Source organism: Periweissella ghanensis, assembly GCF_918814755.1.
GTDB classification, from domain to species: Bacteria; Bacillota; Bacilli; order Lactobacillales; family Lactobacillaceae; genus Periweissella; species Periweissella ghanensis.
On record NZ_CAKKNT010000028.1, the window covers coordinates 1 to 22,635 of the forward strand.

The following is a 22,635-nucleotide window of genomic DNA, read 5'->3' on the forward strand; positions in this document are numbered from 1 at the left end:
CTGAGCACTAACGTTACAAGCCAGTAAATGCGGGTTTAGCATTTTACGGCTTGTGAGTTAGGCGGAGGAAGGTGCTAAGGTGAGCGCGTTTTAATAGAGCGCGACAAGCCTAGGGTAAACATCAGAAGGCTACTAGCAATAGCCAATGACTTGGGCTTTAAGTCAGAAGGATATTGTGTATAGCCTTTGATGTTTGGGGCTTGGAGCGCGTTTCAGTAGAGCGCGAACCTTAGTGGGAGCTTCTGAGCACTAACGTTACAAGCCAGTAAATGCGGGTTTAGCATTTTACGGCTTGTGAGTTAGGCGGAGGAAGGTGCTAAGGTGAGCGCGTTTTAATAGAGCGCGACAAGCCTCGGGTAAAGCACAATCACCTCAATAAAGGATATTTTATGCAACTTATTTTCGTTAGTCTGGCGTTAATCATGACGCTACTTATAGAGCACACTATTAAGAATAAAGTGAATCCCCGCCTACGTTTAATTGGTGGTATTGCCCAAGTTATCTTAGCTATGGTTTTAGCAAGTCTCTTTTTCTGGACCAGCATGACATTCATTACTAAAATCGCTGTGGGTCTTGCTGCTACTGGATTTTGCTTAACGGGCTTTGCAAATTTATTACCACAACCACAAAACAAGCCAAAATAAAAAACGAGCTGATCAGCTCGTTTTTTATTTTATAAAATATCGTCTAAGTACAGTTCAAAAATGTGGTTTGTTTCGGCGTACGTATCGATTTTAAAATCGGGCATAGCCGTCGAAAAAGCTACTCCATTAAACTTTTCCATATTTCCTAAATTCATTAAACCGTTAAAAATCGCACTTTGCACTACCAAGGCATGCCCAATACTTTCAATACTGATTTCAGGTATTTGGGCATTAATCAATGCCCAAATTCTTTGATGAATCTCATAAATTTTAATCCGGCCGTGTTCCGTTTGTTCACGATCACCGTGGAATTCTAACGAAAACCGCCGCAATGAATTAAATAAAATAATGGTGGCATACTGTTCGGCCATAATTTTCGTTTGCTCAACAAAAAACTGCTTTACCGCTGCTTTATCAGCTAAAGCAGTTTGCATTAGACTGGCTTCCATCTGCTCACAATAATTTAAATAACCACTTAAAATAATTGCCATGAAAATATCTTCTTTGCTTCTAAAATAATTAAAAATGGTCCCCTTGGCAACGTGGGCCCGTTCGGCAATCATTGTCATGGTGATATCCGCAAAAGGTAGTTCATTAAATAAATCATAGGCGGCTTGCTTGATTTTTACCGCACGCGTATTTCGTCGGTCATAACTATTAAATTTTTCTTTGACCATCAGCGCATCCTCATTTAAATTTTAATATTTTCAGCATACGCTATTTATAAATCCAGAACTTTATCCAAATACAAACCAAAAATCATACACATTTCCGTTTCAACCGCTATTTCTACCGCCGTCATTTCACTCGCCAAGTTAACCTTGTTAAATTTATTCATATCCATAAACGTTAATAATCCATTGAGCATCGCCCCTTGAATAATGAACGTATGCATCACTGTTTCCAATGTCACGTCTGGGATATTTTGCAATAAATTTTTTGAAATACGCGTTAACATTTCATAAATTTGTCGACGCCCTTGTTCTGTCTGGACGGGATCAGCATGGGCCTCTAGCGTGAACCGCCGGAGCGAATGAATCAACACGATGACACTATATTCGCGTGTTAATATTTTGGTCATTGCAAGTAAAAATGTTTTTAATTCAGCTTTATTCTGAATAGTTATTGCGGTCAATTCATGTTCGACCCGCTGACAAAAACTTAAATACCCACTCAAATCAATTGCCATAAAAATATCTTCTTTACTATTAAAATAGTTAAACACAGTCCCTTTAGCAACGTTAGCACGTTTGGCAATTATCGTCATCGTGATATCATCATACGGCATTTCGGTAATAAGATCATAGGCCGCTTGTCTAATCTGAACTGCCCGTCGATTTCTTTGATCATAACTATTGAATTTATCTGTATGCACGCACGTACCTTCTTTTTTAAAAAAATTAATGCTAATTTTTAATAAACAGCATTAATAATATTAATTAATTTTTGCATAATCGTCAAATAATTTTTAGTTAATGATAGGATTTTAATGATAGTTCAGTACTTTAAACTACATTTTTAAGATATCATCTAAGTATATTCCAAACAAATGCGTTGCTTCAACTTCAATATCGACAGTCACACTAGGCATTTCAATTGGACACTCAATATTATTAAAAATATTCATATTAGCAAAGTTAAGTAAACCATTTAAAATTGAACCTTGAATAATAAAAGCATGCCTTACTGCCTCGACATCAACGTCCGGTACTGCTTGAACTAATTTATTAGCAATACGATCCAAGGTTGCATAAATCCGCACACGCCCCTGTAAAGTTTGCTCTCGATCAGCATGCACTTCTAGTGAAAAACGGCGTAAGGAAGTAATCAAAATAACGACTGAATACTCCCGCACTTGCAACCGGGTTTGCGCTAACAAAAATTCTTTAAGGTCGGATTTAGTAGTTATTTGTGCCTGCTCAATAGCGGCTTCCATGCGTTCAATATAATGCAGATACCCGTTAATGCATATCGCCATAAAGATATCTTCTTTATTTTTAAAGTAATTAAAAATTGTCCCTTTGGCAACTTGGGCCCGTTCAGCAATCATTGTCATCGTAATATCTGCAAACGGAATTTCAGTTATTAATTCGTAAGCCGCACTTCTGATTTTAAAAGTACGCTTATTTGCACGATCATAACTATTATTAGTAGTTCTAGGCATAATAAGTTCCTCATATTCTAAAAAAGCATATAAATTTAACGAATCAATTAATAAATGATATTTTTTAGAATGATTTTAACCTAATTATACCAGATTTATGCATATTAAATAGATACATGCGGATAAATTAATAATAAGCTTATTTTTCTAATTCTAATATTGCATTAAACACTTCTTGCGGTAATTCAATATCACTTTGAGCGGCTTGGCGTTGGTTAACGCTTTGGCGCCGTAATAATGCTTGCTTCTTGGAAATACTTTTCTTATCACCACTAACCGCCGCATTTTTCCGTAATGGTGGCACATCAACACGCGCAATTACTTTCCCTTCAACAATTGCTTGGACTGGCATTGGGTACAATTTGCGAGGAATGACATACTTTAATTTATGCACCAATTCTTGCGTCACATTGGCCACATCATCCCGATGGACGACAAATGATAACGCATCAACTTTAGCATAATTAACATGGACTTCGATTTTAACCACATCAGCTAAATCATATTCCGCAAATTCTGTCATTAACGTGGCATAACCATGTGACACTGATTTTAATTGGTTAAAGAAGTCATAGGCAATTTCAGCAAACGGAATTCGATATTCTAGGACAATTAGTTCACCTTGATTTGCCATATCAACTAGTTGACCGCGATGTTGATCAGCTAATTTCATGACACTACCAAGTAGATCCGCTTGGGTCGTAATGGTTGCTTGCGCCAATGGTTCTTCGACATAGTCAACCGCCGCAAAATCGGGGAACCGAATCGGATTGTTAATCATGATCGGTTCACTTTGATTTTTCAAATGCACATTATAAGTAACATTGGGGGCCGTTGTTAATACATCTAAACCATACTCGTTTTGCAACCGTTCACGAATAATTTGCAAATGGAAAATCCCTAAAAAACCACACCGAAACCCAGCACCTAACGCATCTGAATTTTCCTGATGGTATTCAAACGAAGTATCATTTAACGCCAATTTTTCAACTGCTAACTGTAAATCGTTAAAGTTATCACCTTTCGGATAAAACCCAGCGAAGACAACTGATTTAGCTGGCTCATAGCCTGGCAAAGCCGCTGCGGTTGGTTGGGCATAATTAGTTAAGGTATCACCGACGCGTAGAGCTTTGGGATCTTTAAGGCCGGTAATTATGTAACCAACATCCCCGGCGACTAAATTAGGCGCGGCGACGCGTTGGGGAGTAAAAATTCCAACTTCGTTCGCGTTAACCCGTTGTTGGTTGGCCATCAATAATAAATCCTCATTGGCTTTTAATTGGCCATTGATAATTCGGACATAGGCGATAATCCCCTTAAAGCTATCATATTGTGAATCAAATACTAACGCTTTTAGCGGCGCTTGACGAGATCCGGTGGGAGCCGGAATTGTGGTATGAATAACTTCCAAGACATCATGAATATTCAAACCTGTTTTAGCTGAAATTTTTAAAATTGGCCCGTTGGCAAATTCAGCGTCCAAGCTTAAAATTTCTTGTTCCGCACGTTCAACTTCAGCAGCTTGGGCATCAATCTTATTAATTACTGGAATCACGACTAAATTGTTAGCTTTGGCCAAGCGAAAATTGGCAACAGTTTGGGCTTGGACCCCTTTGGTTGCATCAACCAATAATAACGCACCATCGCTGGCAGCTAAACTCTTGGACACTTCATACGTAAAATCAACGTGCCCTGGTGTATCAATGAAGTTGTATTCATATTCTTCACCATTATCCGCTTGATAATAATTACGGACAGTCCGTGATTTAACCGTTACCCCGTGGGCTTGCTCAACTGCCAAATCATCCAGTAATTGAGCTTGACTTTCACGTTGACTAACCGTGTTTGTTAATTCCATGATACGGTCGGCAAGCGTTGATTTACCGTGATCGATATGGGCAATAATCGCAAAGTTACGAATGTTATTAATTTTCATGAGGTTCCTCCATTAAAATATCATCTAAATAAGCCCCCAAAATCTGACAAGCTTCAGGGACTAAGTTAATTTGAAAAAGTGGTAAGTCGGTGTTTAAAGCAATCTGATTAAAGACATTCAAACCATCCAAATTCATCAAGCCATTGAGAATTGCACTTTGAATTACAAAAAAATGACTTATTTTTTGCGCACTAACCGTTGGGACGGCTGCCGCAATTAAATGACCAAGTTCTTCATGGGTTGTATGTAATTTCTGGCGACTCCGTTCAGTTTGCTCTTGACTCGCGTTAACTTCTAACTGCGAACCGCGTAATGAATTTAACCGGATCAACGTTGCATGGTCGGTAATCAGCAAGCGCGTTTCATTTGATAAAAATGCCTTTAACGCTGCTTTAGTTACCACGTCACTATTTTTAAACCGTTCAATAACGGCCTGAAAATATGTTTGATAGCCGCCTAATAATAACGCCATAAATACGTCTTCTTTGGTTTTAAAATAATTAAAAATCGTCCCCTTACCAACTTGAGCGGTTTGAGCAATCATCGCAATTGAGATATCTGCTAGTGAATGTTCCGTAAATAATTGCCAAGCGGCATCTTTAATTTGCTGCGCTTTAGCATTTTTTTGATCATAACTAAGTTTATTAACCATTTTATTAGCTCCTTTTCAAAAATGACCACTGGTCAATGTTAATATTTAAATCATAGTTTACCGTACTATCCTTTGTCAAATATTAATTAAAGCCAACAAAAAGCTCACCGCAACAATGCTGCGATGAGCTTTTTTTATTATTTATCATTTAAAACTGAGCGTTTACGACCATACAAGAAGTAAATTACCAAACCAATGGCGAACCAAACACCAAATCGGACCCAAGTTTCCCAATTCAAACCAGCAATTAATACTAGACAGAAAATAATTGAGATAATCGGTGTAACTGGCGCACCTGGAACCTTAAAGCCACGGTGTAAGTCCGGTTGCTTTTTACGTAAAACTAGTACCCCAGCAGAAACAAGCACAAAGGCTGAGAGCGTTCCAATGTTAACTAATTCTGATAAAACATCCAAATTAATTAAACCACCAGCAAAGGCTGTAATAATCCCAAAAAACCATGTTCCCTTAGCTGGGACTAAGAATTTTTGATCAACTTCCCCAAAGAATTTAGGGAACAAACCATCGCGTGACATCGCATACGCAATCCGTGATTGACCGTATAAGTCAACCAAGATAACGGTGGTCATCCCAACAATCGCTCCGATACTTACAAAGACAGCTAACCATAATTGACCAGTTTGGTGTAAAACTGCTAAAACTGGCGCATTTAAGTAATTAGCAAAGACGTGATAATCAACGACCCCAGTCATTACTAACGTCATCAAAATGTACAAGATTGTTGAAATAACCAATGACCAGATAATTCCACGCGGCATCGTCTTACTTGGGTTAATCGTTTCTTCAGCACTTGAAGAAATCGCATCAAAACCAATAAATGAAAAGAAAACAATTGAAGCGGCAGGAATAATTCCGACAGCCGTTCCATGACTAAAACTGTAAATCCCATGTGGTGCAAATGGGGTCCAGTTTGAAATTTTGATAAACCAGAACGTACATGCAATAAAGACCACAATTACTAAGACCTTGATAATAACCATGATGTCATTAACCCGCTTAGTACTGTTAATCCCCTTAGAAATAATCCATGTCACTAATAAGACAATACAAAAGGCTGGTAAATTAAAGTATGTTGCCACGCCTGGGGTTGTTCCAGCCGCCGCCGTTAAGGCTGTTGGTAGATGAATCCCGACATTATCTAGTAAACTAACAAAGTAACCAGACCACCCCGCCGAAACATTGGCCGCCCCAAGTGAGAATTCCAAAATCAAATCCCATCCAATCATAAAGGCGATGACTTCCCCAAAGGCAATGTATGAATATGTATATGCTGACCCTGAAATTGGGGCAATTGAAGCAAATTCAGCATAACATAAGCCAGCGAAACCACAACAAATCGCGGCTAATAAGAATGATAGTGACAAGGCTGGTCCAGCTGTTAGGGCACCTTTACCTGTCAAAACAAAAATCCCAGTTCCGATGATATCACCGATTCCCAACAGGATTAAATCCCAAGTGCGCAGTGTTCGTTTCAAACGCGGTTGCGTCTTTAACAAATCAGCGACACTTTTTTTACGAAACACGTCCATGAAAATTCTCCGTTTCTTTAATGTAACTTTCAATAAAAATCGTTAGCAGTAAAAACACTCAATAAATATCATAGCATTATTTGATTGGATAGGTTAATATCTGTCTGGTTATTTTCATCATTTTCTAATGTTAAGTTTAATTTTTTAATCAATAAAAAAACTTCGCCAACCAGCGAAGTTTTTAAGCATATTATTTATCATGTAATTGGGAATGCCGGTGGCTAAAGCCAAAGTAAACGGCTAACCCTAACGCTAACCAGATAATGAATCGCAACCAAGTTTCCCAACTTAAGCCCCCAATTAAAACAATACAAAAAGCAATTGCAATCAATGGGGTTATTGGTGCACCAAGAACGCGGAAGCCACGGTGAAGATCAGGTTGCTTTTTACGCATTACTAAGATACCAGCTGAAACCAAGACAAAGGCGGCTAACGTTCCGATATTTACCAATTCTGATAAGATATTCAAATTGATAAAACCGCCTGCTAAGGCCGTCACAATCCCGAAGAACCAAGTCCCTTTGAGTGGGGTTTGATATTTAGGGTTAATATCACCAAAGAATTTTGGTAATAAGCCATCTCGGGCCATCGCGTAAGAAATTCGAGTTTGGCCGTAGAGTTCAACTAAGATAACCGTTGTCATTCCTAAAATAGCGCCGACACTCACTAAGGCTGCCAACCAACCTTGACCAGTTTGGTGTAAGACGGCCAAAATTGGGGCATTCAAGTACTTAGCAAAGATGGTGTATTTAACTACCCCGGTCATAATTAACGTCATGATAATGTAGAGAATCGTTGAAATAATTAATGAAATTAAAATCCCACGGGGAATCGTCTTACTTGGATTAATGGTTTCTTCAGAACTTGATGACACAGCATCAAACCCAATAAATGAAAAGAAAACAATTGAAGCCGCCGGAATAATCCCAAAGACTTGGCCATGATGGAAACTGTAGACCCCATATGGAATGAAGGGGTGCCAGTTAGCTGGTTTAATGTACCAAACTGTGCAAACAATAAAGATGATAATGACGGCTAATTTGATTAACACCATCGTATCGTTAACATGCTTCGTACTATTGATCCCAATTGAAATAATGGCCGTAATAATTAAAACAATACAAAAAGCTGGTAAGTTAAAAATCGTGTGTACGCCCGGTGTTGTTCCGGCCGCCGCCGTTAGTGCTGTTGGAATATGAATCCCAATACTTTGGAGTAAATTATTAAAGTACCCTGACCACCCAACTGACACTGTGGCCGCTCCTAACGCATACTCCAACATTAAATCCCAACCAATAATAAAGGCAATCATCTCGCCAAAAGCAATGTAGGCGTATGTATATGCGGATCCCGAAACCGGTGCAATTGAAGCAAATTCAGCATAACATAGGCCAGCAAAGCCACAACAAATCGCTGCAATTAAAAATGAAAGAGATAATCCCGGTCCGGCGGTCAATGCTCCCTTACCAGTTAACACGAAAATCCCGGTCCCAATAATGGCCCCAATTCCTAGAAAAACTAAATCCCATGTGCGTAGTGTGCGTTTAAGTGGTGATTGATGTTTTAAAATCTCATCGATTGATTTTTTGCGCATTAAATCCATAAACGTAGCCTCCTGTGAAAAATATTTTTTCAATTCTAAATATTACATATCTTTAACCAAACTTAGTCTATTTAAGTGGTTAAGTAATAATAGCATCTAACATTAAAATAGCGTTAGAATAAAATGTTTGCGTTAACTAATTTTTAATAATTATGTAGTTTTTATTATTAAATTATAATTTAATAATAGACGAAACGTGCAAACAGGTCAGACACCTATGCATACTGCAACATAGCCTAAACGTGCAAAATCCTTCAAGTGTTTGCGCCAACTAACTAGCCGAAACGTGCAAACCGGGTCAGACACCTATGCATATACAAAAACAGCAGCCCGATGCGTTGCATCAGACTGCACTGCAACATAGCCTAAACGTGCAAAATCCTTCAAGTGTTTGCGCCTATACAAAAAAAGCCGCCGAAGTTAAAACTTCGACGAACTTTTTTCTAATAGTGCTCAACACTTCCCGAAGGATTTTGCACTCTTTTATTTATGTGCGCCACGGCGGTAACGATTCAAGAACAATGGTGACACTGCCTTGTTTTCGTTAATACGCATGATCGCATCAGCCAATAAGTCAGCAGCCGAAACTTGCACTAACTTACTGAATTTCTTTTCTTCTGGTAATTTGATTGAATCAGTCAAAATAACTTTCGTAAAGACTGAGTTTTCAAGACGTTCAACCGCTGGCCCTGAAAGAACCGCATGAGTTGCCACAACGTAAACTTCAGAAGCCCCTTCGTCCATTACTTTTTGAGCCCCTTGAGTAATCGTACCGGCTGTATCAATCATGTCATCAATCATGATGGCCCGCTTACCCTTAACATCCCCAATGATGTTCATAATCTTTGCAACGTTTGCCTTTGGACGACGCTTATCGATAATGGCAATCGGTGCCTTCAATAATTCCGCCAACGCCCGGGCACGAGTTACCCCACCATGGTCAGGTGAAACAACAACCGTGTTACCTTCTTCAGCAATCCCTGAGCTAAGTAAGTAATCTGCCAACAACGGTGCTCCCATCAAGTGATCCATTGGAATATCAAAGAATCCTTGAATTTGGGCCGCGTGTAAGTCAAATGCAATCACACGAGTTGCCCCAGCTTTTTCAAGCATGTTAGCAACTAACTTAGCTGTAATTGGTTCGCGTGAGCGCGCTTTACGGTCTTGACGAGCGTAACCGTAGTATGGCATCACAATGTTGATACTTGCAGCACTAGCGCGGCGTAAAGCATCAATCATAATTAACAACTCAACTAAGTTATCGTTTACGGGTGCTGATGTTGATTGAATAATGTAGACATTATCTCCACGAATACTTTCATCAATATTAACACGAATTTCTCCATCACTAAAGCGATCGACCGTAACTTTACCTAATTCAACTCCGATTGATTCGGCAATTTTTTCGGCAAGTGGTTGATTGGCACTTAATGAAAACAGCTTAAATTTTGGGTCAGTGTATGTTCTCATTTGGGTCCTCTACTTAATAAAATTTCTATAACGTTTTCTATAAACAATTTTATTAGTTTTTGTTAATCTATTCAAGCAATTCTGGCTGTTTCTAACCAATTGTTCAGATTTATTTGCCTTATTCTCACTTTAGCCCGTAAAAGCAAAACAAAAACTTACCGTTCAATAATTTTGTACGTAACTTTCCCCGATCCTTGGACCGCAATCAAGCGTTGACCAGCCGCTTCATCAAACCAGCCGAGATCAATTTCGATATGGTCACCACGATCATCAACATTTTTAATCGCCTGTTTAACAAACACATGCACCAAATTAGCCATATTAATATAGTCGTTAACTTTTTTGACGGCGGCTGACAATGTATACCCATTATCCAAGAAATACTTAATGCCTGTTACCCGAGCATACTCGCGAAAATGATATGAACGCGCGGCTTGTTCATCACCACGTTGCATTGATTCAATATAATCTTTTTGTTCCCAATAACGTAACTGACGACTTGAAACGCCAGTCATTGAACTTAATTCCCCAATCCGAAAAACCATTCTTTCCGCACTAAAAATCTGGCGCAATAACTGATATTGTACTGGTTCCTTTTCCATGCCGTTACTCCGATTCTCTAAATATTCTATGCTTCATTGTTATGCAAGTTGACAACATTGTCAAGTTTAGAATAACGCAAGAATATTTTGCCATAATTGGGCCAAGAAACCGATTTTTTTAACGTCATGATTAGCCACAGCGGGACTGGCAAATTCATCATGTGAACTTAAATAAGTTACATCATCGAGTTTGAGCATTCCGGCAGTTTCACCTCGTTTAACTGGAGCACTAAAGCCTTGATTAGCCGCCACCGAGACTTTCGGTTGACTTTGTTTTCGTGGTAACCAGACCCCGATTGGTTGCTCATTAGTTACTGATAAGCGCTTAGTGGTACCATTTTCAAGCTTAGTTGTTGCCCTCAAAGAACCCTTGGGCACCATCACAAAATGGACTTTACTTAAAGTTTGATCAAGTAACTTAAGCGTTTCATAAAACCGGGTCGGATCTTCACCATCCACGGGCCCCGTACCATAAACGACCGTAATTAACCGCCGATTATCATAGGTTAACGTCCCAACAAAATTTTGGTGGGCTTTAACAGACGTGCCCGTTTTAAGACCGTCAAAATGATACGGTGATTTAACCTTGCCCCCAGGTAATAATGCATCGGTTGACTCAACTGGAGTACCATAAAAGTCTGTGTGTGGTAACGCGGTTGTTTGGATAACATTTGGATAATCATCAACTAAATGTGTCGCCACAATGGCCATATCCTTGGCACTCATCAGATTTTCGGTATTGGGATTAGTACCAACGGCATCACTGTAGACTTGGGAATTCAACAAGCCCGCCGCGGAATTGATTGTCACATTATGAATCCCCCACGTCGCTAATTGTTGTTTCATATCGTCAATATATGCCTGTTGGCTACCGCTAATGGCATCCCCTAAGGCCATGGCCGCTGCATTAGCCGAACCAAGTAAGGCAGCTTGATATAACTTTTTAACACTATAACTTTGCCCGGCTTTTAATGGGACATTTGTTAATTCCGGCTCAACACTGACTTTGGCAACATTACGACTAATCTTAACGGGCGAATCCCAGTTAAATAATTTATCTTTAGTAATCGCTTGATTGACCAAGTAAGACGTCAATAGTTTAGACGTTGAAGCGGCCGGCAAAACCTGATTCATATTTTGCTCGGCAATAATTTGCCCTGTTGCAGCATCAACGACAATTGCCCCTTTGGCCGCAATATTAGTCATCACTGGTGCTGCATGCACACTCGGCACACTAAAGATTGCTGTACCCATCGTAAGGACTAGTATACCGACGGCGCACCCTTTAAGCACTTGGCGTTGACTGTGTATGTGTCTCGTTTTCATTTAATTTCCCCATACTTCTTTGAATAATTGGTACTTGAATAACAAATTCTGTCGTATTATCATCTGAGGTCGCATAAATTGAACCATTATGGCCTTCAACGACCCCCAAGGCAATCGCCAATCCTAAGCCGGTGCCACCAGTTTTAGTTGAGCGCGAACCTTCAACCCGATAGAACCGATCAAAAAGGTGTTCAACCGCTTCGGCAGGAATCTTTTCCCCATCGTTAATTACTCGCACTTCAACATAATTACGTTCAAGGCGACTCGTTAATTTAATAAACGTGGCATTTGTGCCATATTTTAACGCATTTTGAATCAAGTTCATAAATAAGCGCGCCATTTTATCGGGATCCGCATCGACGATAATATCATCGGGCCATGATTCCGTGGTTAACGTTAAATTTTTATGTTGTGCTTCCAATTCAAAACTGGCCGCTAATTGTTCAAGCATCTCACTTAAATTAATTTTTTCAAAATTCAACCGTAAATCAAGTTGTTGCATTTGCGCAAATTCAAATAATTCCTCGACTAATGATTTCATTTGAGTCGCTTTTGAATACGCGGTGTGTGTGTATTTTTGAATTAAGGCTGGGGTTAGTTTTTCATATTCATTTTCAACTAACCCCAGATAACCAATAATTGACGTTAATGGGGTGCGTAAATCATGTGAAATATTGGTAATCATTTCATCCTTTGAGCGTTCAATTGCCAATTCATCTTCACGAGCCCTAATTTGGGCATCGACCATCGCATTAACGCTATCAATAATTTTTTGTAAATTATTATTTAACTTGTACGAAATGTGGTGTTTAAAATGACCGGCCGCAATATAGTGTAATTCACTTAAAATATGGGCCATTTGAAAACTGCGATAGCGGCGGACTAAGCGCCAAATTAGAACCCACAAGTTAACCCCACCAATAATTAAAATACCGACCCATTGGTAACTCCAAATACGCAAATCTTCGGGCCCAAATGATAAACCACTTTTAATTTCAAAAATTCCCACTTGAAAGCTTTCATTTGTGTGCACAACTTGGTCAATGATTGTTAGTGCACTCCAGTCGAGTAAGAGCAAAATGCCGATTGTAATAATGGCCTCCCAAAATAAGAGCCATCTTTCTCGCCCTGATAATTTCATCATTAAATTCCTTTCCTGATTTGGGTACGAAAAAGGACCATGACATATTAGTTCAACAACAATTATGTCACAGTCCTTTGTGAAAACACCTTTAGCAGGCTGCTTCAATATTAACGGCGTTCAATTTTGTAACCCACACCCCAAACGGTTTGGATAACTTGATCCCCATTGGTTGCTTCTTCAATCTTATCACGCAAGTGTGACACGTGAACCATCACGGTCTTAGCAGACACAACTGATTCTTGTTGCCAAACACGTTCAAAGATATCATCAGCTGAAAATACGCGGTTTGGGTGACTTGCAAGCAAGTACAAAATCCCAAATTCAAGGGCGGTCAAGGCAATCCGTTCACCCGCAACCGTTTTAACTTCATGTGAGTCCTTGTTAATGATCAATGAACCAACATTTAAAACATCCGGTGTGGCATCTTGCACGCGGTTGTCAGAACGACGAAGTAATGACTTAACACGCGCCATGATTTCAAGGGGGTTAAATGGTTTCGTAACGTAATCATCGGCTCCCGTAATTAATCCTTGGATTTTATCCATGTCAGAAGTTTTAGCTGACAAGATCAAAACTGGTACTTGTGAATCTTTACGGATTTCTTTAACGACTTCTAAACCATTAACTTCTGGCATCATGATATCTAAAATTACTAAGCCAATATCTGGGTTAGTGTGTAATTTTGATAGTGCTTCATGACCATCGTATGCGATTACTGATTCGTAACCTTCATTTTTAATGTAAATTTCAAGCAATTCTGCAATTTCGCGATCATCATCTGCAACAAGAATTTTTGTCATTGATTTCACCTCATCCGATATATTTCAATATTGTTAGTATTATTTTTTAGGTGCTGGTCCACCGAAGAAACCACCTGTAATCCCTGTAATGCGGCGTTCGTAAAGGAACCCTATGAATGCTAACACAGCGATAATGATGTATGCCCAGCCTGGTAAAATTGGGTTAACTGTGTGTGGAATAAATGATACTCCTAAGTAAATCAACATCCATGCCATAATCGCCAAGATCATCGCAATTAAACGGTACCAAAATGGGCGTTTAGGCTTATTCGCACTTGGCAAAATTAAACCTTGAATGTATGAGAAGATTAAGCCCCCAGTTGCGGCCGTTAAAATCAAACTTACGACCCCATATGGTGCACCGTTGGTTTGTAATTTTGAACCATTGAAAAGCATGAAGAAGCCAAAGACCGCACCAAACATTGCTAAGAATAAAATTCCCGTATCCAAGGCATTCAACCAGTACCCCGCATCATTGCTAGCAACGGTTTGGCGAGGCTTAGGAGCAACTAACTTAGCAGCAGCTTCACTAGGCGTACCAAACAATTGCTTGGCCGTTGCCCCAGTGGCTTGTGCTGCTAAAAGGTCACTTTCAATCTTAGCTAATTCAGCGTTTAATTGATCTGCTTCCATTTTATCATTTAATTGCTTTTTGAGTTGGAACAAGAAATCTTCGTTCCGCTTTGTTAACGTTTGCTTGGCTGCATGTGCAGTTTCGGCACCCGGTGTTGCTGTAGTTGCTGTTGCTGTTTCGTCAGCCACAGTTTCATTACGATTTTCTTCTACCATTGCACCTTACCTTGTAATTGTATTGAGTGAATATTAAATTAAAATTCATTAAACCTTAATATCTGTTTAAGGCTCATTAATTTTCTTAAACATTAAACAAGAATTCGATGATATCGCCATCTTGAACAACGTATTCTTTACCTTCAGAACGGCGTTTACCAGCTTCACGAACCGCTTTAACTGAACCAAATTGATCCAAATCATCAAACGCAATTGTTTCGGCCCGGATAAATCCACGTTCAAAGTCAGAGTGAATTACGCCCGCAGTTTGTGGGGCTTTCATACCAGCCTTAAATGTCCACGCACGCGTTTCTTTCCCACCAGCCGTAAAGAATGTCCGTAAGTCAAGTAAGTGGTAAGCGGCCCGAATTAACTTGTTCAAACCAGGTTCAGTAACCCCGTTCATATCCAAGAATTCTTGCTTATCTTCATCTTCTAACTCCGCAATTTCTTCTTCAGCACGGGCTGATAATCCAATTACTTCCGCCCCTTCAGTGGCCGCAAAGTCTTGGATTAACTTAAAGTATTTAGAAGCAGTTGGATCAGACATATCTTCTTCCGCGACATTAGCGACGTAAAGCACTGGCTTTGAAGTTAATAAGAATAATCCACGGACAACTTTTTGTTCGTCTTCATTAAATTCAATTGTGCGAACTGATTTACCAGCTTCAAGGACCGGCTTAATCTTTTGTAAAACGGCAAATTCAGCATTTGCTTCCTTGTTGCTAGCCGTTTTAGCCGCTTTTTCCGTCTTAGCGTAACGCTTGTCAACGGCCTCTAAGTCAGCCAAAATCAATTCGGTATTGATTGTTTCGATATCATCAAGTGGATCAATTACCCCGTTAACGTGCGTGATTTCATCATCATCAAAGGCCCGGACAACGTGGACAATCGCGTTAACTTGACGGATGTTTTCTAGGAATTTGTTTCCTAAACCTTCACCCTTTGAAGCCCCTTTAACAATTCCGGCAATATCCGTAAATTCAAAAGTTGTTGGGACAATTTTATCAGCTGGTTCAACTTCTTGAATCCGTGCTAACCGGTCATCTGGTACTTCAACCATGCCGACGTTTGGTTCAATCGTCGCAAATGGGTAGTTGGCCATTTCAGCCCCTGCCTTAGTAATTGCGTTAAATAAAGTTGATTTACCAACGTTAGGTAAACCGACGATTCCTGCTGTTAATGCCATATTTATCTCTTCTTTCTGGTTATCTATGCTTCATCAGTTGCATGTGATTCTAACACGCGTTTAACTCGATGATTAAAGTCATTACGTGACATCATAATTTGGTGGCCACAGTTGACACACTTAATTTTAATATCCGCTCCAACTCGTAAAATCTCCCAAGCATTTGTTTTACATGCGTGTGGTTTTTTCATTTCAACGATATCAGTTACGTTATATTCCATCGCGCCACCTATTTAATCAAGACTAATGTTAAGCACGTTCAAGATCCGACTCAAATCATCATCTGAAAGATAATTGATTTCAATTTTCCCTTTACCATTCGTTTTACTCTTCAATAGTACTTTGGTTCCAAATTTTTCTTCTAATTGGCCTTCTGCAGCTTTGATAAACTTGTTACCTTCAGCTTTGGCTTTGGCCTTTGGTTTAACTTCTTTGGCTCTTGGTTCAACACCATTTAGCTCACTAACGAGTTCTTCAAGTTGGCGCACCGTTAACCCTTCTTCAATAACTTGTTTGGCTAAAGTCGTAATTTGATCTTTAGCTTTTAAACCAAGTAATGTTCGGGCTTGCCCCATTGAAAGGGCCCCTTGTTCAACTAAATCCTTAACACTTAATGGCAACGTCAACAACCGTAAGTAATTGGCAATAAATGGTCGTGATTTACCAAGCCGTTTGGCTAATTCGCTTTGGGTGATGTTCAAGTTTTCCATCAATGTGTGGTAGGCTTGAGCTTCTTCAATTGGTGACAAATCTTCACGTTGCAAGTTTTCAATTACGGCTACTTGCATCATTTGTTCGTTTGATAAGTCACGGACAATTGCTGGAATCGTATCTAATCCGGCCATTTTTGAGGCCCGGAAACGACGTTCACCAGCAATAATTTCGTATTGCTTAACCGTCCGTTTAGGTTGACGGATGATAATTGGTTGGAAGACCCCTTCATTTTTAATTGAAGCTGCCAAATCTTCTAAAGCCGCTTGATCAAAGTTTTTACGAGGTTGGAAGGGATTTGGAACAATCTCATCCAAATGAATTTTATGAACTTTTTCAGCGTTCAAGTCTTCGATGTCAATATCGATATTATTACTGCTAAGGAGGGCACCAAGTCCCTTACCTTCGCCTAAGATACTCTTCTTTTTAGAAATCGCCATGGGCCGCTAAGACCTCCTTTGCTAAAGCCGTATAAACTTCTGCACCACGTGAGCTTGGATCGTAATCAGTAATGGCCAAACCATGAGCTGGCGCTTCACTTAAGCGCACATTTCGTGGAATGATGGTCTTGTATACTTGGTCACCAAAGTAGTTTTTAACTTCGGCGTTAACTTCTTGCCCCAAATTAGTCCGGGCATCAAACATTGTCAACAAGACACCTTCAATTTTTAAATCAGAGTTAAAGTGTCGTTGCACCAATTTAACGGTGTTAAGCAATTGTCCTAACCCTTCAAGGGCGTAGTATTCACTTTGTACGGGAATCAAAATTGAATCCGCAGCCGTAAAGGCGTTAATCGTAATAATCCCAAGTGAAGGTGGATTATCGATGATCATGTAGTCATATTGGTCGCGTAAGGTGTCTAAGGCATCCTTTAAACGCATTTCACGAGCCATCTGAGGTGCTAATTCAATTTCAGCCCCTGATAGTTGAATTGTGGCTGGAACCACGTCCATGCCTTCGTGTGATGATTTTAAAATTGTATCTTCAATTGCAACTTCATTTACTAACACATCGTAAATATCTTGTTCAATTTCCGCTTTTTCAATCCCAGTACCACTGGTTGCATTTCCTTGCGCGTCAATATCAACGAGCAAGACGCGCTTACCAGCTGATGCTAAGGCGGCCCCTAGGTTAACACTAGTGGTTGTTTTACCCACGCCTCCTTTTTGATTTGCGATTGCAATTACATGTGCCATTTAAGCGTTCCTCTCTGTCTGGTTCTTATCAATTATTTTTAAAATGACATGATCATCAAATTCAAGTTGTTCCACAAAGACGCCTTGCTTGGCTAAACGTTGCATGCCTTGCTTTAAGAAATCTCGTAACATTGCTTGTTGAGTTGGTAGATCAAGCTGGGTTTGAACTAATTCTTGGACTAGTTCTTCGGTTTGTTTCACGTTTAATTTATGTTTTAAAATCTTATTAACGACTGCTACTTGCTTGCGTTTTTCAAGCTTGAGAATCGTGCGGCCGTGTCGTTCTGTAATCTGATTATTTTGCAATGCCGTTTTGGCAACATCGCTGAGTTTTAACAACCGTAGCTTATTAGCTATCGTTGCTTGTGAGCAGCCCAACCGTTTTGCTAAATTAGCTTGGGTGATGCTTGTTGCCGTAATAATTTCTTGGTAGGCATTGGCTTCATCAATTACAGAAAATTGTGCGTCTGCACTGGCCTTTAATAACTGTTCAATGCGTATCTCAAGTTCGACGTTAGAGATACCTTGTAAATCATCGTTCATATTACATTTGCCTTCCAAAAATTTTTATTCCCCAAGTGGTTCCTTATTAGGTGTCCCTGGTTTACGAGGGTATTTTTTAGGAGTTGGTTTCATTTTTTGTACCACGTCAATTTCACGTGGATCGCCATTTGGTAATGTAAAGGCGTGAGTTTCAAGTACTTGCCCACCGAGGGTTTTAAGGGCGAATTCAGCATTGGCTAATTCGACTTGCGCACTTGAACCTTTCATTGCCAACAAGACGCCGTTAACTTTCATGAGTGGTAAGGTTAATTCACTCAAAATAGTCATCCGGGCGACGGCACGCGCCATGACAATGTCATATTTGGCCCGGTGTGGTGAGTTTTTACCACCAAAAATTTCCGCACGATCGTGATAGAAAGCAACGCCCGTTAAATCAAGCGCTGTGGCTAAATCATTTAAAAAGCCAATCCGTTTGTTTAATGAGTCAACGATGCTTACTTTTAATTGTGGGAAAGCAATCTTTAGTGGGAGTGATGGGAAGCCGGCTCCGGCACCAACATCAATAATATCCAGTTCTTCAGTTTGGAGCGCTGGATAATAGATGGCTGCAGTCAAAGAGTCATAAAAGTGCTTTAAGTAGACTTCTTCTTTATCCGTAATGGCAGTCAAATTGAACTTTTCATTCGTTGCAACCAACAGTTCATAGTACTTATCAAACTGTGCTAATTGCTCGGCTGACAGGTTAATCCCGTGTTCAGCTAATGCTTGCACAAATTGTTCTTCATTCATTTGGTTTCCTCCAGCGTTCAGTTGAACGATTAATAATTCACATAAGATAATAATACCTTAAAATCGGCGAATTCTCAAAGTTTGTTTGTATTTTTTGGGGAAATATAAGCTAATTTTCAGAGCGCGTGAAACAGAGTGTGAAACGATACAGAGCGTGCCAATCCCCGGGAGCTAATGAGCACTAACGAAAAGACCTAAAATCCGGTCTAGGTATTTTAAGGGCTTTGAAATTAGGCGTAATTAGTTGGGGATTGAAGCGCGTTTAAAAAGAGTGTGAAACGATACAGAGCGTGCCAATCCCTGGGAGCTAATGAGCACTATTTTTATACAAAAAAAAGGTAACCACTAGAAAAATCTAGTAGTTACCCTTTGACATTAATTAATTAAAATTAAGCCTTGTTAACGTTAGCAGCTTGTGGGCCGCGGTCTGAACTTTCAACGTCGAAAGTTACAGCTTGACCTTCTTCAAGAGTCTTGAAGCCGTCACCTTGAATAGCTGAGAAGTGTACGAACACGTCGTCGCCGTTTTCACGAGTGATGAAGCCAAAACCTTTATCTGCGTTAAACCATTTAACAGTTCCTTGTTCCATGAGAGAAATCTCCTTTTGATACTACTACTGTAGTGAAATATTTGATATGTAACTTGATGGTGCCAGGAGATATTCCTCAATACTGATGAAACAAGACCTAATTAACCGAACCAAACTACAACTTGAATTATAACACGATTATAAAATAATTAAAAGTTTTTATTTATCGAATTTAGCAAGAAAATCGAAAATATCCATCAAATTCCCTAATAACAGCGGTTATTTGGTAATAATTAAATTACTTTTCGAGTTTGTTTACGATATCTGCAAATGCTTTTTGTTGGAATTTAGCCGTAGCTTGCTTCACAATTTCTGCTTGCGCGCTTGGATCAGTTGCCAACTTTGGATTTGCCATAATCGCAGCTTTAACTTGGGCACCAATTACTTCTTTAGCCGCCATTTCTTGGGCTTGCTTTTGAGCTGGTGTCATATCCTTAGTCATTTTAGCTAATTTCTTAGCATTAGTCGTGCTAATTTTTAACCATGACTTAGGTAAGTTAAAGGTATTGTTACGTGAGAATACCGTTTCATTGTGACCTAAACCAAAGAGCACTTTGTATAAAGTGTCTTTGTATTCGTAACGAATTGTCGTTACTTCGAGCGTAGCATGCTTATCAGAAGTAAAGAATACACAGTTAACTGTCTTACCATCAGTTTGCGTGTGGGTTGCCTTACTATCAGCATGCCGCTTGTAAATGTAGACATTTTCTTCAGTTCCCTTACCCACTTGTTGGTATAAGAGTAAATCAGATGGTGTCTTTGGGACTGCCGTAAAAATTTGGTGGGTCGTCACATGCGCGACTTCCTTCATTCCAAAGTGATATTTATCATTTTGAATCAAAAGTGTCAAACTCGCTACTAAAGCGACAAATGACACAATTGAAGCAACAACGCGGAGTGTCTTTTTAGTGATTAAGACAAATGACACGAAAAAGGCAACAACAAAAAGTGCAATAAGAACTAAGATCATACTTTTTTACCTCCTTCGATAATAACAGTATTTTTAGGCTTTTCTGTCAAGAATAACGCCACAATCAAACCAGCAATCGCAAAGCTGGTTGCAATCCAAAAGGCAGCATGGTAACCACTTAAAGCGGCATTCATGGCTTGGTTTTTGTAATCTAATGGGGCATCTTTAAGGACTGACTTAGCTGGTAAGTTAGTCTTAATAACGTTTGAAAGCACCGAAATCATAATGGCCGTTCCCATTGATGAAGCGACTTGACGAGTAGTGTTGTTCACGGCGGTTCCGTGCGCTACAAGCTTACCTGTTAAGGCTTGCATCCCTGACGTTGTTGCGGGCATCATAACCATTGAAATGGCAAACATCCGTAATGAATAAAGGACGATCACGTTGATAATTGGCGTGTTTTCTGTCAAGAACGTAAATGGTAATGTTCCAAGCGTTAAAATTACCATTCCGGCAATAATCAAGCGTTTGGCACCCATTTTATCGTAAATTCGACCAGTAATTGGTGACATAAATCCGATCAACAAGGCCCCAGGAAGTAACGTTAATCCGGCGTGGAATGGTGACATACCACGGACAGTTTGAAGGTACTGTGGGATCACTAATTCAGCCCCAATCATGGCAATCAAAACAATTGATGACAAGATAGTTGTTAAGGCGAATTGTTTAATTTGGAACACGTGAACTTCAAGCAATGGTTTTTCACGCGTAATTTGGCGGTAAATAAAGAAGGCAATAAAAATTACCCCGATAATCAACGGTAAAATAACGAGTTTGAAGTCGCCCCAACCTTGTGAACTAACTTCTGAGAAACCATATAATAAGCTCCCAAACCCAATAGTTGAAATCACAAATGACCAAAAATCAAGCGGTTCCTTGGTGGTGTGAATAACGGGTTTCATAAAGAACAAACCAGCAAGGATTACGACGATAATAATTGGAATCATTACCCCGAAAAGAACTTGCCATTTGTAGTTATCAATGATCCAACCTGATAAAGTAGGTCCAAGGGCTGGCGCTAAACCAACTACTAATCCAGCCATTCCCATGGCAGTTCCCCGTTTTTCAGCTGGGAAAATTGATAACATAATTACTTGTAGTAACGGCATTGTCACCCCAACCGCAACGGCTTGGATTAAACGACCAGTTAATAATTGGGGAAAGGTGTGCGCGGTAGCTGAAATAGTGGTTCCGATTAAGAAAATCACCATTGAGCCAAGATAAAGCCACTTTGTATTATAGCGGTGGCTTAACCACGCAGAAATTGGGATCAAAATCCCGTTAACCAACATAAATCCAGTTGTGAGCCATTGAACCGTCCCTAATGATTCATGTAATGATTTCATTAAAGTTGGTAGCGCAGTGGCTAACACAGTTTGATTTAACACGGTCACAAAGGTACCAATTAAGAGCACGGCAACTAATAAGCCGCGATTAAAAGGTTTGCCTTGTGCATCTACTGCTTCCATTCAAGTTCTCCTTTAAATTGTTTACTTGGGTGTGTTTTAATTACGATACGATAATATAGTGTAAAGCTTGTAACCAACATTTGTCAACTTATTTGACAAAACTTTAATTATTAAATGTAAGTGCGAGCACCACCGAGGAGCCTCCGTAGCATACTAGCCGTAACCAATGACTTGGTCTTTAAGTCAGCGGGGTATGGTGTATATGCTTAGGCGGTTGGTGGTGCGAGCACGTTATGGCGAAGTGCGACAGGCCACGGGAAAAGTCGAGCACTAGTGCTACATTGTGTGTGATACGGTCTGGGTATCAGAACAATGTAAGCTAGACGGAGACTTTTGTGGCCTGGAGCACGTTATGATGAAGTACCCCACTACCACCCCGATTATAGCCCTTTTACACACAAAAAAGACCAGACGCAAACCGTCTGTGCACTGACCCCCTCGAATTGGAGTAAATCCAATCGAGGGGGTTTTCTTATGTATTTTTCTCAAAAAATAAAATTAGATGCAATTATTGAGTACCAAAATGGTGTTCCAAT

24 protein-coding genes are annotated in these 22,635 nt (G+C 39.8%); 2 read left to right on the top strand and 22 right to left on the bottom strand.

Annotated features, from left to right (window positions below; all coding sequences use genetic code 11):
* The first annotated feature begins 389 nt into the window (after positions 1–389).
* Entirely contained in the window at positions 390–644 is a 255-nt protein-coding gene (locus LQZ76_RS08175) for a hypothetical protein (RefSeq protein ID WP_230099234.1), read from the top strand.
* A gap of 29 nt (positions 645–673) precedes the next feature.
* Here LQZ76_RS08175 and LQZ76_RS08180 read toward each other — a convergent pair whose 3' ends face one another.
* The 22 genes from LQZ76_RS08180 to LQZ76_RS08285 all read right to left on the bottom strand — a co-directional run bounded on the left by LQZ76_RS08180 (position 674) and on the right by LQZ76_RS08285 (position 22,099).
* Complete coding sequence (locus tag LQZ76_RS08180; RefSeq protein WP_230099235.1) at positions 674–1,321, bottom strand: TetR/AcrR family transcriptional regulator; 648 nt, start codon at positions 1,319–1,321, stop codon at positions 674–676.
* Between the two features lie 44 nt (positions 1,322–1,365).
* Positions 1,366–2,019 (bottom strand): TetR/AcrR family transcriptional regulator, encoded by a 654-nt coding sequence (locus LQZ76_RS08185; protein ID WP_230099236.1) that lies wholly within the window; start codon positions 2,017–2,019, stop codon positions 1,366–1,368.
* Positions 2,020–2,154: 135 nt separating this feature from the next.
* Positions 2,155–2,808, bottom strand: a complete 654-nt coding sequence (locus tag LQZ76_RS08190; protein ID WP_230099237.1) for a TetR/AcrR family transcriptional regulator — start codon at positions 2,806–2,808, stop codon at positions 2,155–2,157.
* Between the two features lie 139 nt (positions 2,809–2,947).
* The gene (lepA, locus tag LQZ76_RS08195) at positions 2,948–4,744 is read right to left on the bottom strand and encodes a translation elongation factor 4 (RefSeq protein WP_230099238.1); all 1,797 of its coding nucleotides are present in this window, start codon (positions 4,742–4,744) and stop codon (positions 2,948–2,950) included.
* On the bottom strand, positions 4,734–5,396 hold the full coding sequence (locus LQZ76_RS08200) for a TetR/AcrR family transcriptional regulator (protein WP_230099239.1): 663 nt from the start codon (positions 5,394–5,396) through the stop codon (positions 4,734–4,736). The genes lepA and LQZ76_RS08200 overlap by 11 nt, the downstream gene beginning before the upstream one ends.
* A gap of 137 nt (positions 5,397–5,533) precedes the next feature.
* Positions 5,534–6,946 (bottom strand): amino acid permease, encoded by a 1,413-nt coding sequence (locus tag LQZ76_RS08205; RefSeq protein WP_230099240.1) that lies wholly within the window; start codon positions 6,944–6,946, stop codon positions 5,534–5,536.
* A 190-nt stretch (positions 6,947–7,136) separates the two neighbouring features.
* On the bottom strand, positions 7,137–8,549 hold the full coding sequence (locus LQZ76_RS08210) for an amino acid permease (RefSeq protein ID WP_230099241.1): 1,413 nt from the start codon (positions 8,547–8,549) through the stop codon (positions 7,137–7,139).
* A 483-nt stretch (positions 8,550–9,032) separates the two neighbouring features.
* Complete coding sequence (locus LQZ76_RS08215) at positions 9,033–10,019, bottom strand: ribose-phosphate diphosphokinase (protein ID WP_230099242.1); 987 nt, start codon at positions 10,017–10,019, stop codon at positions 9,033–9,035.
* A 155-nt stretch (positions 10,020–10,174) separates the two neighbouring features.
* Positions 10,175–10,621, bottom strand: coding sequence for a MerR family transcriptional regulator (locus LQZ76_RS08220; protein WP_230099243.1), 447 nt, complete (start codon positions 10,619–10,621; stop codon positions 10,175–10,177).
* Between the two features lie 66 nt (positions 10,622–10,687).
* Positions 10,688–11,875, bottom strand: a complete 1,188-nt coding sequence (locus LQZ76_RS08225; RefSeq protein WP_230099244.1) for a D-alanyl-D-alanine carboxypeptidase family protein — start codon at positions 11,873–11,875, stop codon at positions 10,688–10,690.
* 31 nt (positions 11,876–11,906) lie between these two features.
* Positions 11,907–13,091 carry a sensor histidine kinase gene (locus LQZ76_RS08230; protein WP_230099245.1) on the bottom strand — a complete coding sequence of 395 codons (1,185 nt, stop codon included), beginning with the start codon at positions 13,089–13,091 and terminating at the stop codon, positions 11,907–11,909.
* A 107-nt stretch (positions 13,092–13,198) separates the two neighbouring features.
* Positions 13,199–13,891: a response regulator transcription factor CroR gene (croR, locus tag LQZ76_RS08235; RefSeq protein ID WP_230099246.1), complete on the bottom strand. Its 693-nt coding sequence runs from the start codon at positions 13,889–13,891 to the stop codon at positions 13,199–13,201.
* Between the two features lie 39 nt (positions 13,892–13,930).
* On the bottom strand, positions 13,931–14,680 hold the full coding sequence (locus LQZ76_RS08240) for a DUF1129 family protein (RefSeq protein ID WP_230099247.1): 750 nt from the start codon (positions 14,678–14,680) through the stop codon (positions 13,931–13,933).
* 85 nt (positions 14,681–14,765) lie between these two features.
* Complete coding sequence (gene ychF / locus LQZ76_RS08245; RefSeq protein WP_230099248.1) at positions 14,766–15,869, bottom strand: redox-regulated ATPase YchF; 1,104 nt, start codon at positions 15,867–15,869, stop codon at positions 14,766–14,768.
* Positions 15,870–15,892: 23 nt separating this feature from the next.
* Entirely contained in the window at positions 15,893–16,090 is a 198-nt protein-coding gene (locus LQZ76_RS08250) for a DUF951 domain-containing protein (RefSeq protein WP_230099249.1), read from the bottom strand.
* A 12-nt stretch (positions 16,091–16,102) separates the two neighbouring features.
* A complete protein-coding gene (locus LQZ76_RS08255) occupies positions 16,103–17,020 on the bottom strand; it encodes a ParB/RepB/Spo0J family partition protein (protein WP_230099250.1) in 918 nt (305 codons plus the stop codon).
* Positions 17,007–17,777 carry a ParA family protein gene (locus tag LQZ76_RS08260; protein ID WP_230099251.1) on the bottom strand — a complete coding sequence of 257 codons (771 nt, stop codon included), beginning with the start codon at positions 17,775–17,777 and terminating at the stop codon, positions 17,007–17,009. The genes LQZ76_RS08255 and LQZ76_RS08260 overlap by 14 nt, the downstream gene beginning before the upstream one ends.
* Positions 17,778–18,320, bottom strand: a complete 543-nt coding sequence (locus LQZ76_RS08265) for a ParB/RepB/Spo0J family partition protein (RefSeq protein WP_230099252.1) — start codon at positions 18,318–18,320, stop codon at positions 17,778–17,780.
* A gap of 24 nt (positions 18,321–18,344) precedes the next feature.
* On the bottom strand, positions 18,345–19,070 hold the full coding sequence (rsmG, locus tag LQZ76_RS08270; RefSeq protein ID WP_230099253.1) for a 16S rRNA (guanine(527)-N(7))-methyltransferase RsmG: 726 nt from the start codon (positions 19,068–19,070) through the stop codon (positions 18,345–18,347).
* Positions 19,071–19,459: 389 nt separating this feature from the next.
* Complete coding sequence (locus LQZ76_RS08275; protein WP_168721656.1) at positions 19,460–19,660, bottom strand: cold-shock protein; 201 nt, start codon at positions 19,658–19,660, stop codon at positions 19,460–19,462.
* 238 nt (positions 19,661–19,898) lie between these two features.
* The gene (locus LQZ76_RS08280) at positions 19,899–20,630 is read right to left on the bottom strand and encodes a DUF4811 domain-containing protein (protein WP_230099254.1); all 732 of its coding nucleotides are present in this window, start codon (positions 20,628–20,630) and stop codon (positions 19,899–19,901) included.
* Complete coding sequence (locus LQZ76_RS08285; RefSeq protein WP_230099255.1) at positions 20,627–22,099, bottom strand: MDR family MFS transporter; 1,473 nt, start codon at positions 22,097–22,099, stop codon at positions 20,627–20,629. The genes LQZ76_RS08280 and LQZ76_RS08285 overlap by 4 nt, the downstream gene beginning before the upstream one ends.
* A 333-nt stretch (positions 22,100–22,432) precedes the next feature.
* Here LQZ76_RS08285 and LQZ76_RS08290 point away from each other — a divergent pair.
* Positions 22,433–22,635, top strand: a 203-nt coding sequence (locus LQZ76_RS08290) for a hypothetical protein (protein ID WP_230099256.1), incomplete at its 3' end; no start/stop codon positions are given.